The sequence below is a fragment of the Candidatus Poriferisodalis sp. genome (assembly GCF_965208895.1).
GTDB lineage: Bacteria > Actinomycetota > Acidimicrobiia > Acidimicrobiales > Poriferisodalaceae > Poriferisodalis.
The window spans coordinates 4,336,803-4,350,300 of sequence record NZ_OZ242363.1 but is presented as its reverse complement, the minus strand read 5'-3'; the positions used below and the strand labels follow the sequence as shown (position 1 = coordinate 4,350,300).

Here is a 13,498-nt window from a genome sequence, read left to right as displayed (position 1 = left end):
GCTCGACAAGAGAGCATCTGACAACCTTGCTCCCTGAGACGAGGGCACCCGTGACTAGGCGGCGGCCAAGTTGCTGCACGACGGCGGACACTGGCGCGGCGGCGCCCGTCGGCGAGGAATCAGTCGGTGATGGTGGATGTGGCTTTGGCTGTGTTGTTGGCGGCGCCGATGAGGTACACGATGTGGAATTCGATGTCTGCTTCGATGCCTTGAGTGGGGACGTTCACGGTCGCGCCGGTTTCGCCGCTTTCGATGGTGATGGTGACGACGTTGCCGAGTTTTCGGTCGAGTGCGACGGCGTAGTAGACGGTGACATCGCTCGTCGAGCGGCAGCTGAGGCTGATCTCGAAGTGGAGGTCGTCGCCTCGTGCGGCTGTGGCGTCGGCGACGCTCACCCTCGGAGCGCCGGCGCAGGCCGCGACGGCAGGCTCGGGCGGCGGGTCGTCGTCGTCGGCGATGTGTGCGCTCTGAGTGGCTTGCCGGCCGATGGTGTAGCCGCTGCCTGTTGCGATGGTGGCGGTGATCGACCCGTCGGGCTCGTCGACGCTGTCGTCGGTCGTGGCAACAGCGAGGGTCGCCTGGTTGGCGCCTTGGGGGATCGTCACCGTCTGCGTGCCTGTCGTTGCGCCCCAGTCGCCTGCCGAAGCGATGTCAACGCTCACGTCGAGGTCGGCTGTCGTCGGGGTCGACGCGGTGACCGTGAACGTCGCAGCCGTGCCCTCGATCCCGCCGGTCGCGGCGGTGATGTCGATCTGCGGGGGCGGCTCGTCGCTGTCGATAATGACAACGGTGGTGGAACCGTCGGCGCGCTCCACGCCGTCAGGACCCCACGAGATCCCCAACGTCACCCCCTCGGTGCTGCCGTTCAGCGTCGGCACTCGAGCGCCGGTGCCGTACCACACAGTGATCTCCTGGTCGACCCAGTCGCTGTCATCCACAGCCGTCAACACCAACTCAGCACGCTGGTCACCGGGCTCCAGCACAACACCGCGATCACCCGGCCCGAAGACCACCTCGAACTCATTCGCGAACACCGCATCAGGATCATTGAGGTCGCGCATCGTCCAATGCGTGCCCTCAACGCCTCCGGTCACCCTCAACGGCACCGTGAGCGTCTCCCAAGACCGCAAAGCACGCGTCGGGGCGATCCTCAGATGCGCCTGATTGTCATCGCCGGCGCCGTCCTCAGCGATCGACCTCGCAAAAAAGATCATGTACACCGTCAACGGATCCACATCATCATCAAACACCCCCACCGCGGCCGTGCCCTGGACGGCCGAGATCGTGTAGCCCGCGTCCGCGGCCGGCGCGTCCAACGACACAGTGATCGACCCGTCGGCCTCGTCTGTGCTGTCGCCCGCAGTGGCCACCGTCAGCGTCGCCGTCGGCGTATTCGCGGCCAGCGTCACCGTCTGCGAGCCGACCGAGGCGCCCCAGTCACCGGCCGCCGAGACCGTGACGCTCACGTCAACACCGGCCGGCGGCGCCGGGTCCGCGGTCACCGTGAACACCGCGTCGGCGCCCTCGGTGACGTCGCTTGAGGCGGTGATGGTGACCTCGGGGATCACCAGCGGCGGGTCGTCGTCGTCGAGAACCTGCACCGTCTCCGACGCCAGCGGGCCGACGGTGTAGCCGCTGCCCGCGACCAAAGTCGCGGTGACGCTGCCGTCGGGCTCGTCGACGCTGTCGTCGGTCGTGGCGATGGTAAGGGTCGCCTGGGTGGTGCCTGATGAGATCGTCGCGGTGCGTGTTCCGGTTGTGGCGCCGTAATCGCCTGATGCGGTGATCGCCACGGCCACATCGAGGTTGGCTGTCGGCTGCGGCGTAGCGGTGATGGTGAACACCGCATCTGTGCCCTCGGTGCCCCCCGAGCCAGCAGTGATGTCCACCTGCGGCGGCGGGTCGTCGTCGTCGGCCACGACGACCGTTGCGGTCTTGTCAACGCCCAGGTCATAGCCGGCGCCGTCCACCACAGTGGCGGTGACCGAACCGTCGGCCTCGTCGGCGCTGTCGTTGGAAGTCGCGACCGACAGGGTCGCCGACCCCGACGTCGGGATCGTCACCGTCCGCGCGCCGACCGTCGCGCCGAAGTCCCCGGCAGCCGACACCGACACATCGACCGCCATCGGGCTCGTCGGCGAAGGCTCCGCGGTGACGGTGAACGTCGCGCTGTGACCCTCGGTGACATCGCCGCCGGCAACGATGGTGACCACCGGCCGCGGGTCGTCATCATCGGCGACTGCGACCGTCGCCGTGCTGCTGGTGCCCAGGTCGTAGCCGGCGCCGTCGACCAGCGTGGCAGTGACCGACCCGTCGGGCTCGTCGACACCGTCATCCCGGGTCGCAACGAGGTAGACCGCGGCACTGTTGCTCAAGACCAAGGTTCGCTGTCCCGACCGATAGGCGAAGTCGCCGCTTTGGGAGATGTCCATGGCGATGGTGATCGGGCTCGCCGGCGCAGGGACCACGGTCACGGTGAACGCCGCGGCGGCACCCTCGGTGATGTCGCCGCCGGCGACGATGCTGACCACCGGCGAGGTGGTGACGATGGTGCCGATGGCCGCGGGCACACGGAAGGCGTTCGCAGCGCCGGGGGCCCATGCGACCTGCAATTTCACCGTGTCGGCGTCCTTGGTGGGCACGCTCACCGTCGCGTGCGTGTCGCCGGGCTCGAAAGTGACCCTTTGGGTATTCCCGACGATCTCACCGTCGCGCGCTATGTAGTAGTGAGCCACCACCGAACCAGACGCACGACAACTCAAACTGAACTCGAACACCAACCTCCCACCCCGCGCCGCACTCGCATCAGCCACCGACACCGTCGGGCGGCCGTCGCACACCGGCGGGAGGTCGTGGTCGGTGATGGTGACGGTGAGCGGCCCGCCGAGCGTGATGCCGCCGGCGACGCCGACATGGGTCGGCGCTGTAGTCCCAGTGCCGAACGAGAACGTAATGGGCCGGTCAAACGTCTCGTCGTCGTCGACAGCCTCGAAACGCATCACCGCGACGCGCCCGCCGGCAGTGAACTCCACCGCGGTGGTCTTGCCGTAGCCGGTGCGCGTCACCCCCGGCCCGACCGGGTCGCCCAATATCCAGTCGCTGCCCGGCGTGCCTGTCACCGTTATCGGCACGCTGACCGTCTCGCCTGCTCTGAGCGCCCGGCTCAAAGCGATCTCGAAATCGGTCGCGCCGCCGTTCTCAGACACCGACGCGTCCGCCGCCGACAAAGAGACCGCCACCGGAACCGGGCCACCGTCATCGTCGCCGACCGTGACCGCCGCCGTGCTGCTGGCGCCAAGGTCGTAGTCGAGACCGTCGACCACAATCACGATGACCGACCCGTCGGGCTCGCCGAACGAGTCATCTGTTGTCGCCACCGACAGCACAACGCTGCCCGAAGCGGGCACCGTGACCGACCGCACGCCGGTGACAACGCCAAAGGCGCCCTGCTGAGCCACCGTCACGCTCACCGCCAGATCACCCGACGGCGCCGGGTCGGCAGTCAGGGTGAACTCCGCCGCGGAACCCTCCGCGACATCTGGGCTCGCAGCGATCGACACCCGAAGCCTCGCAGCGTCGTCGTCGAACACAGCCACGCTCGCCGACGGCACCGGCGGCGGCGTGTAATCGGCGCCCGCGGCGACCGTCACGGTGACCGACCCGTCGGGCTCCGCTGTCGAGTCGTCGGCAGTCGTCACAACCAGAACCGCACGGCCCGACGCGGGGACCGTGACCGTCTGCGCGCCGGTTGTGACGCCGAACGCACCCTGCTGGGCCACCGTCACGCTCACCGCCAGATCACCCGACGGTGCCGGGTCGGCGGTGAGGGTGAACTCCGCCGCCGAACCCTCCGCCACCGCAGTGCCCGCGGCGATGGCAATCACCGGGGCGGACTCGTCGTCGTCGATGCTCAACGTGATCGCCGCCGGGTCGGCCACGCCGTTGCCGCCGACAGCGGCAGCGGACACCTCGAACGTCTTCGCCGCCGACCCCGACAGCTCGTACACGTCGTTCTGCGACGCCGTGAACGCCACCGACCCCGAACTCGCCGTCGACCCCGCCGGGACCCTCAACACAGCCGGCGAGCCCAGCCACCCGTCTGAAGGCTGGGCCGGCGCGACCGCCGCCGCCGACAGACTGGCGGTCACATCCTCAGACGACAAGCCGCTGAGCCGCGCCGTGACATCCACCGAGCCGCCCTCGGCCACCGACGCGCTCGCGGCGCGCAACGACAGCACCGGCAGCGGATCGTCGTCGTCGATCGACACCACAACCAACCCCGACGCGGGCCGGTACCCAATCGGCAAAGCGCCCAGCCTGACCGCGAACGACTCCTCCCCCTCATGCACCACGTCCTGGGCGGTAGAGACCGTCGCAGTCGCCGAAGACGAGCCCTTCGGCACCGTGATCGATGCAGGCGCTGTGTAGTCGGCGCCCGCCTCAGCAGACACGCCGGCGAACGCCAGCGGGACCACCAGATCCTCGGAAGGCGCCGGGCCGCCCACCGACACCGCCACATCCACGCTCCCGCCCTCCGCGACGCGCGCCGCCGAAACCGACAAAGAAACCGGCTCCGTCGGCCCGCTCGTGTGCCCCGTCACCTCGACGCCCCACGAGCTGATGACCTCCCTGTAGCTGTTGTCGCAGTACCCGATGTACCTGAATCGGCTATCGCCGCAGTTCGGCCAGGTCGGCATGTGCTGGACTCTCAGCTTCCACGTGCCCCTCGCGTTCTCGCCCAGATGCCGCGACGACCCGAAATCGAACGAGCCCCGCAACGAGCACCGGCCCGCTTTGCAGTCGCTGTCTTCCGGCGCCAGGAGGGATTCGGCGCCCGACGGGGATACCAGCGTCCACCGGTAGTCGCGGACGTCCGATATGTCGCCGGCGACGGTGACCTTGACGTGCTCGGTGAAATCGATGCTCGTCTGCAAATCCAGGGCCAGCTCGATCTCCTCGCCGCGCCCCGGCAGCGCCACATCGCCGGTGTGCGAAGCCGCGTACGTCTGCATCGGGGGCAAAAGCGTCCAGCCCGCCGCGGCAGCCACCGCGGCCTCGGCGTCCACCAAACCGAAGCCGTACCTGTAGTTAAACAAGTACACCTCGGCCCCCGGCCCCGTCGAACTGTACTTCCGGGCGCCGCTCATCCAGCCCGAGTCCTGCGCGTCGACTATGCGCGCCGTGTCGGCCAGGATCACCTTCACATCCCGCCACGTCAACTCGGCGTTCACGCTGCGCATCAACGCGATCACCCCAGACACCATCGGCGTAGCCGCGCTGGTTCCGCCGAAATGGGCGGTGTAGTGATTCTGGCTCACAGGCGCCAAGATCCCCGCCTGGCCCCGCTCCCTTGCCAGCCCGCACACCCAAAGACTGGGGCCCTCCTCGGAGAAATCTGCCTGTATCCCCGCCGAGTTCACCGCACACACCGTGATCATGCCGCGATGGTTGTTGGATGCCTCCAAGGCCTCCCAGTAGCGTCCTGGACGAGTGCTGTCGCGGCCGTTGCCGGCTGACGTCACATGGGAGGTCCCCTTGCCGCCGAACCCCTGCTCGAGGCTGGTCTCCAAAGCCCGCTGATATATCGAGCCAGCCGGAGAGAGCCCCTGGCTAGGACGATCGCCATAGCTGTGGTTGGCCACCGCTACCGTCGCCTTGTTGAGCGTCAGCGCCTCGGCCCTCTTCGCCGAGGAATAGCAGTTCAACAGGTTGTAGTTCACCAGCGTGGCCCGGGGCGCGACGCCGCGCCCGCCCACCGCGTTGTCGCGGGCACCCACGACCCCCGCAACCGCAGTGCCGTGAGTCGCGCTCTCCAAGTAGATGTGGTAACACATGTTCTTGGTCCGCGCGTTGTCCACGTTGTCGACGAGGTCCTCGTGGTTCGGATTCCAGACAGTGTCCACCACCGCCACCGTCACCCCGGCCCCCATCGTCGTGGACCACACATCGCCGATGTTGATATCGATCCTCGGATCGCTGACTCGCACCGGCACCCAATACGGGGAAAACCGGTAGTCGCCCGACGCGTCCAGGTGCCACTGGCAGCTCGACAGCTCGTCGGGCCAGGGGTCGGTGTATGCGTTGCACCGGCTCCTCGCATCCGCCGTGTGCCAGGTACAGCCCTGGTAGGCGACCGAACAGTCTTCCGAGGCGACCGACGAGACCTGCCCCATCTCGAACGGCGTGAACGTATTGGGAACCGCGGCCTCCACACCCGGCTCGGCCGACAACGCGTCGGCCAGGCGCAGCGATTCGGCGTCCGACACCGTCTTCACCAAGAACGCGTTGGGCAGCTCGCCCAGCGGCGACACCCGTCCCGGCGCCACGCCGTGGTGGCGCCACACCGCCTCGATCGCCGGCCTGCCCACATGCGCACCGAACAGCACGTTCACTCCGCCTACCAACAGATGCGGCTGCCCGGTGTCGGACACGAACCATATGTCGGGCTTCGCCGCCGCTGCGGCACCTGACGCCGAAGCCCCCGACGCGTTCCCGACCACCCCAGGCGCATACGCGCTCGCGGCCGCAGACGCCGCCAGCGACCGGGCATCGCCCAGCTTCGCTACCTCGGCCGCGTCCAACAAGCGCAGCGGCACCTCACGCCCGCCGTCATGCATGATCCACACGCCGTCGGGCCCCACCAGATCCGTTACCCCCAACTCCTGCACCGCCTCGCCCAGCTCTGGAGCGCCCAAGCCGTCCTCAGGAGCCAAACCGTCCTCAGGAACCAGCCCGTCCCCGTCACCCGGCGCGGGTTCCGTCGGCGCAAGATCGCCGTCAGGCGTTGAGGGCTCGCCACCTGCCGCGGACGGCGCCCGATTCGTCGTCGACTCGGCACTGTGCAGGTCGGCGCTGTACGGCTCGCTCTCGGCGTCGAGCGGAGTCCGCGGTTGCTGTGCCGACGCGGAGTGCTGTGACGCGCCCGCCGCGGGCACACCGGCCAGCACCCCGCCCAACAGCGCCAACGCCAAACCAGCCATGCCCACACGCGTTCCGCAGCCCACGACGACTGACATTAGGCGCTACGCGGCCAGCAGCGATGCTCCCCGCCGGCGTCGCTGCGGCAGCGAAAATACATCAGCCGAGCTGCTGGCCGGGCAAACGGCGACAGTTTCGAGCTGTCATGCCTCCCAGCGCGACAGCGCCTACCCGACGCCTCTCGCGTCGGCGGATTGAACTATTCGCGCGAATTGAGTCGCATCCAGAGACGCACCGCCAACCAGGGCGCCATCTATGTCTGGCTGGCCGAGCAACTCCGCGGCGTTGGCCGGCTTGACAGAGCCGCCGTACTGGATGCGGACGTGCTGACCGCTTCCTCGCCGCAGCTCATCGACCACCTGGCGGACCGTGGCGCACATGTCCTGAGCGTCCTGAGGTGATGCGTTTCGGCCGGTGCCAATGGCCCATACCGGCTCATAGGCGATGACCAGGCTTTCGAGGCCTGCCTTGGTGAGCTTGGCGAGGCTGCCTCGAAGTTGCGCGCTCACCACTTCTTGCGCCCGGCCGGCTTCACGTTGTTCGAGCGTTTCGCCGACGCAGACGATCGGCGTCATGTCGTGCTTCGCCACGGCGGCGGCTCTTGCGGCGACGAATTCGTCGCTCTCGTTGAAGAGTGCCCGGCGTTCGCTGTGGCCGACGATGACGTAGCTCACGTCGAGCTTGGCGAGCATGGACGCAGACACTTCGCCGGTGTAGGCACCCTTGACCCGGTCGTGGCAGTTCTGTGCGCCGAGCTTGAACTCCAAGCGGTCGGCGTCGATGACGGTCTGGCAACTCCGCAGGTCGGTGAAGGGCGGGTGCAGGCTCACCTCGACCTGGTCGTAGCGGTGGCGCGCCAGTTCGTAGCTCAGCTTCTGGCACAGCTGGATGGCCTCAAGGTGATTGAGGTGCATCTTCCAGTTGCCCGAGATCAGCGGCGTTCGGCTCACCGTCTACCCCCACTGTTCAACTGCCCGCCGAGACGGCGGGTCATGCCCGAGATCACAGGCGTTCGGCTCACCGTCTACCCCCACTGTTCAACTGCCCGCCGAGACGGCGGGTCATGCCCGAGATCACAGGCGTTCGGCTCATCGTCGTTCTCCCCGACTGACCTACTGGTGCGGCGAGTCTCGCAGGGCCGCGAGGCCGGGCAGATCTCCGTGTTCGATGAATTCGAGGCCTGCCCCTCCCCCAGTCGAGATGTGATCCATGTACGGGGCGATGCCGAACTGGGCCACGGCTGCGGCACTGTCGCCGCCGCCGACAACGGTGAATGCCCGCGAGTCAGCCATCGACTGAGCGACCGCCCGCGTGCCTGCTGCAAAACGCTCGTCCTCGAACAGACCCATCGGTCCGTTCCAGAAGACGGTGCGGGCACGAGCGATGACGTCGTCGAACTCGGCTGCCGAGCCGGGGCCGATGTCGAGACCGCGGAAGCCATCGGGCAGGCTGCGACCCATCTGGCGCACGGTGCCGCCGGCGTCGAGGGCGGTGATGTCGGCGGGAAGCACGATGTTGGCGCCGCTGCCCATCAGGCGCGTGCAGGTCTCGATGAAGTCGGGCTCGCACAGCGATTCGCCGATGGGGTGCCCGAGAGCGGCCAAGAAGGTGAAACACATGCCTCCGCCGATCACCAGCGTGTCGACCACCGACAGCAGTGCTTCGACCACGCCGAGCTTGTCGCTGACTTTGGCCCCGCCCAGCACCGCCACAAACGGCCGCTTGGCGTCGGTTCGCAGGCCGCCGAGCACCTCGGCTTCCCGGTGGAGCAACCGGCCCGCTGCGCTCGGCAGGCGCTGCGGCGGCCCGACGATGGATGCGTGCGACCGATGGCTCGCACCGAAAGCGTCGTTCACGTAGCCGTCGAAGGGGGCCAGACCCGATGGCGACGTTGCGAAGGGGGCACCGGGGCCGCCTTTGACAAGCGCATCCACGAAGGCCGGGTCGTTCGCCACCTCCCCCGGGCTGAAGCGGAGGTTCTGGGCCAACGCGACGCCGGGTGCCAACTCCGACAGGCGCCCCGCTACGGGTGTCAGCGTGAAACGCTCATCTGGCGTGCCGCCGGGACGGCCCAGGTGCGAGCACGCGGTCACGGCCGCTCCGCGTTCGGTCAGCCAGCGCAGAGTCGGCAGGGCCGCACGTATGCGCAGATCGTCGCCGATCTCATGTTGCCCGTCGGCGCCTTCACGCAGCGGGACGTTGAAGTCGCAGCGAACCAAGATGCGCCGGCCGTCGAGGCCACCGAGTCGCTGCTCGAGATCCTCAAGCGTCGGCAGCCCGCCAGCGACGCTCATCGGTTGCAAGCGATGCCGACCAAGTCCACCAGCCGGTTCGAGTAACCCCACTCGTTGTCGTACCAGCCGAGCACCTTGACCATGGTGCCCATCGCCATCGTCAGGTCCGCGTCGAACACGCAGCTCGCCGGATTGCCCACGATGTCGCTGCTCACCAGCGGATCGGTGGAATAGTCCAGCACTCCTGCGAGCGGCCCTTTGGACGCTGCGGCAGCGAAGGCCTCGTTCACTTCCTCGACGCTAGGGCGAGCGTCCAGCGTTGCGGTGAAGTCGGTGATCGAGCCGTCGGGGATCGGCACCCGCAGCGACGTGCCGTCGAGCTTGCCTGCCATCGACTGGAGCACCAGCCCGGTCGCTCGGGCGGCACCTGTCGAGGTCGGGATGATGTTCACGGCTGCTGCACGAGCCCGGCGCAGGTCGGAGTGCGGCCCGTCCACCAGCGATTGGTCGCCCGTGTAGGCGTGGATGGTCGTCATCAGGCCCTGTTGGACGCCGAACGCCTGGTCAAGCACCTGCACCATGGGCACGAAGCAGTTGGTGGTGCAGCTCGCATTCGAGACCACCTTGTGCGCCTCGGGGTCGAAGTCGGCGTCGTTGACGCCGACGACAAACGTGGCATCCGCGCCCGAGGCCGGGGCCGACACGATCACCAGCGGTGCACCGGCGTCGAGATGCATCGCCGCTTTGTCACGGGAAGTGAAGATGCCGGTGGACTCCACGACCACGTCGACGCCGTAGTCCACCCACGGCAAATCCGCCGGGTTGCGCTCCGAGAGCACCGGCAGCACCTTGCCGTCGATCGAGATGCCACCGTCGGTCGCCGCGATGTCGTGCGGCAGATTGCCGAGCACCGAGTCGTACTTCAGCAGGTGAGCCATGGTGACGGTGTCGCCGAGATCGTTCACCGCCACGATCTCGATGTCGCAGTCGGGGCGGTCGGCCGCCCGGTAGAAATTGCGCCCGATACGGCCGAAGCCGTTGATGCCTACGCGCACGCTCATCTGTTGCAGTCCTCTTCGCTCTGCGAGCCCGGCAGGCTGCCTGTGCCCCGGCCCGTTCTGTCGCTAGCTGTCTAGCGGACGCGCGCCCTCCGGCCGCCCATCCCCGTGACGGGTGCTGCGGGTCGTACCATGCAACAACAGATGACCTGATGTGACGAGGCAGCCGCAGTGCCGGTTGCCTCAGACCTGCGGCCGATCCAGTCCGAGTCGATACGTGAACCAAGGGCCCTTCGCAGAAGGAAATCCGGCGCTTCGGACGACAGGCGGAATCTCAGGTGGCATTGACGGAGCACGCTTTCAACGTCGAGCTGGCCAATGCGTTGCGGCGAATGCATCCTCGCTGGACCGTCGAGGCTGAGCGGACCGGTCGGATTGTTGGACAGCCGGGCCGCCGGCCGGACATCACCATCGATGTACCGCGTGCAAGCCCGCTAGTGATCGAGACCGAATTCGAGCCGGCGAACACCGTCGAGGACGATGCGCAGGCCCGTCTCGACGTGCAGATCGAGGGTGCGCCGCTGCCGGTGGAAACGGTCGTCGCGCTCATCGTGCCTCGTCGGATGCGCGACGTCCCGTCGGCCGGCCTTCACCTGAGGCTGGCCGCTGCGGACGACCTTCGATGGGCTGTGCTACGCGCGGGAACGCCCACCCGGCGTCTGCCAGCCGACGGCTGGATGAGCGGGAGCCTGCGCGCGCTTGCAGACACCTTGGAAACGCTCGCAGTCTCGGTACGTCGACTCGACGAGGCGGCGGACACGCTCGAGACTGCCGTGGCGATCGGCGTCCAACTCCTGAACGACGCGACGCCGCATGTCCGAGCCAGGGTGGCGCGAGAGCTTCGTCAAGCGCCGGATGAAGCCACGGAGCATCAGACCTGGCGCATGGCCTCGGTGATCCTCGCCAATGCCTTCCTGTTCCAAGAAGCCGTTTCGCAGCACTACTCCACGCCGTCCATCGGCGACATCCGCTCAACGCAGAGCGAGACGCACACCCTCGACCTCGTGGGCACGCTCACCGCTTGGAATCGGATCCTCGAGATCGATTACCTGCCTATCTTCGATATCGCAACCCGACTGCTGCGGGCTATCCCAGCCCCCACCAGCAGCTTCCTGTGCGGGGCTATGTCGACGGCCGCGCTCGCACTGCACGAAGCCGGGGCGAACCAAGTCCAGGACATGACCGGTCAGATGTTCGGCCGCATGATCGTGGACCGCAAGTTCCTCGCAACCTTCTACACGCTGCCGTCGGCCGCCGCCCTGCTCGCCGAACTGGCCCTGCAACAGCTCGACCAGCGTCTCGACTGGGGCGACCCGTCGTCGGTCACCGGGCTTCGGGCCGCTGACTTCGCCTGTGGCACCGGCGTGCTGCTGTCAGCCGCCTACCAGCGCATCCGAGCACGGGTGCGGCGTGCCGGCCTCGACGACGCCGATCTGCACACAGCCATGATCGAGCACGCACTCATCGGCGCCGATGTCATGCCGGCCGCGGCACACTTGACCGCCACCATGCTCGCCTCAGCTCATCCGGAGCTGAGCTTCGGACACTGCGGCATCCACTTGGTCGACTACGGCCGGTCGAGCGCGTACGACAGATCACCCATCGAGGCCGACGCTGCGCACGGCCCGGACGGCCACATGGCCGTCGGATCGCTCGATCTGCTGGGCGAGCAAGGACAGGTCAGCTCCCTGCTGGTGCGGTCCGTCGAACGCGTCTCGGGCACCGATCGCCAAGCCGTGCCGCAAATGCAACTCGACGACCACTCGCTGGATCTCTGCATCATGAATCCGCCGTTCACCCGACCCACGAACCACGAGACCGCAGCTGCGGCGGGCGTGCCAGTTCCGTCGTTCGCCGGATTCGAGACCGATCCTGCTGATCAGCGTGCCATGAGCGAGCGTCTCAAGAACCTGATGCAGCGAGTCGGCAGCCTGCGAGCCGGTCACGGAAATGCCGGACTGGCATCCAATTTCGTGGATCTGGCCTTCGCCAAGACCAAGCCCGGTGGCGTCATGGCGCTGGTGCTTCCCTTCGCTGCGGTCACCGGCAACAGCTGGGCGGCGTCGCGTCGGCTCCTCGACAAGCATTGCGACGAGGTCACCTGGGTGGGCCTCGCTGCCCATGGCTCGACGGAGCGTGCCTTCTCAGCCGACACCGGCATGGCCGAAGCGCTGGTGATCGCCCGGAAATCTCCCACCCGACGTCGCAGCCGCGCCACCGAGACCAGATGGGTCACGCTGGCCCGTCGGCCGGAATCTGCAACAGCAGCCGTCTGGGTTGCCCAGTCGATCAGCGACGCCGCCGAGGCGGCGCCCAGCTATCTGCGCGTCGGCGACGACACCATCGGCCATGTCCAACCCGCCGGCACGAACGGGCCGATGCTGCTCGCCGTAGCGGAGCCCGATCTCGTCATGTGTGCCACCGCGCTCGCCGAAGGCCGACTGGCTCTTCCTCGCCACGCCACAGTTGACGTGTCGACATGCGCGCTCGCTGATCTCGGGCGGCCCGGCCCTGTACATCGCGACATCAACGGTGCACATCCGAGTACGGGCGCACCACGCGGTCCGTTCGAACTCGGGCCAATCGACCCGGAACACACGCCGTCCTATCCGATTCTGTGGGCCCACGCAGCTGCATCGGGCCGCGAGTCCGCATTGTGCGTCGCACCTGACTTCGCCGGACTGCTCCGATCTGGGATGCGGGTGGAGGCGCTGAAGACTTGGGCAACCGCAACCCGATTGCATGTCAACTGCGACTTCCAAGTGAACTCACAGCCACTCGGTGGGTGCATGACCTCCGAACCAGTGATCGGCGGTCGAGCGTGGCCGTCGTTCCTGCTGGACGAACGGGCGTGGGAACCGGTGATCGCGCTCTGGCTCAACACCACGCTCGGGCTCGTCGCACGCTGGTCAGTCTCGACTCGCCAGCAGCAAGGGCGTGCAAGCCTGACGATCACCACGCTGGGAAAGATCCCAGTGCTCAATCCGCGCCGCTTGTCGCAGGAGCAGGTCGATGCCTGCGCCGTGCTTGCGGACGGGATCCGGGATCGCCCGATGCTGCCTGCCAACGAGGCCTACCGCGACAGCGCACGCCAGGAGCTGGACCGGGCGCTGCTGGCGGGGGTCCTCGGGCTTCCCGAGAGCATCTTCGAGCCGCTCGCGGTGCTGCAGCGGCAGTGGTGCGAGGAGCCGTCGGTTCACGGCGGCAAATCCACCCGCCCCTGAGCCT

The 13,498-nt window shown here is 67.7% G+C and carries 5 protein-coding genes; 1 reads left to right on the top strand and 4 read right to left on the bottom strand.

The features are described from left to right. Positions 1-119: 119 nt before the first annotated feature. From ACOGJB_RS19500 to gap, 4 genes are all read right to left on the bottom strand, one after another. Positions 120-6,980, bottom strand: a complete 6,861-nt coding sequence (locus ACOGJB_RS19500; protein ID WP_419838731.1) for a S8 family serine peptidase — start codon at positions 6,978-6,980, stop codon at positions 120-122. A gap of 165 nt (positions 6,981-7,145) precedes the next feature. Further along, positions 7,146-7,928, bottom strand: coding sequence for a triose-phosphate isomerase (tpiA, locus tag ACOGJB_RS19495; protein WP_419838730.1), 783 nt, complete (start codon positions 7,926-7,928; stop codon positions 7,146-7,148). A 162-nt stretch (positions 7,929-8,090) separates the two neighbouring features. Continuing rightward, the gene (locus tag ACOGJB_RS19490; RefSeq protein ID WP_419838729.1) at positions 8,091-9,272 is read right to left on the bottom strand and encodes a phosphoglycerate kinase; all 1,182 of its coding nucleotides are present in this window, start codon (positions 9,270-9,272) and stop codon (positions 8,091-8,093) included. Next, positions 9,269-10,273, bottom strand: coding sequence for a type I glyceraldehyde-3-phosphate dehydrogenase (gap, locus tag ACOGJB_RS19485; protein WP_419838728.1), 1,005 nt, complete (start codon positions 10,271-10,273; stop codon positions 9,269-9,271). The genes ACOGJB_RS19490 and gap overlap by 4 nt, the downstream gene beginning before the upstream one ends. Before the next feature lie 275 nt (positions 10,274-10,548). On the opposite strand from gap, the gene ACOGJB_RS19480 reads away from it, so the two are divergent. Beyond that, positions 10,549-13,494, top strand: a complete 2,946-nt coding sequence (locus ACOGJB_RS19480) for a hypothetical protein (RefSeq protein ID WP_419838727.1) — start codon at positions 10,549-10,551, stop codon at positions 13,492-13,494. Positions 13,495-13,498 lie beyond the last annotated feature (4 nt).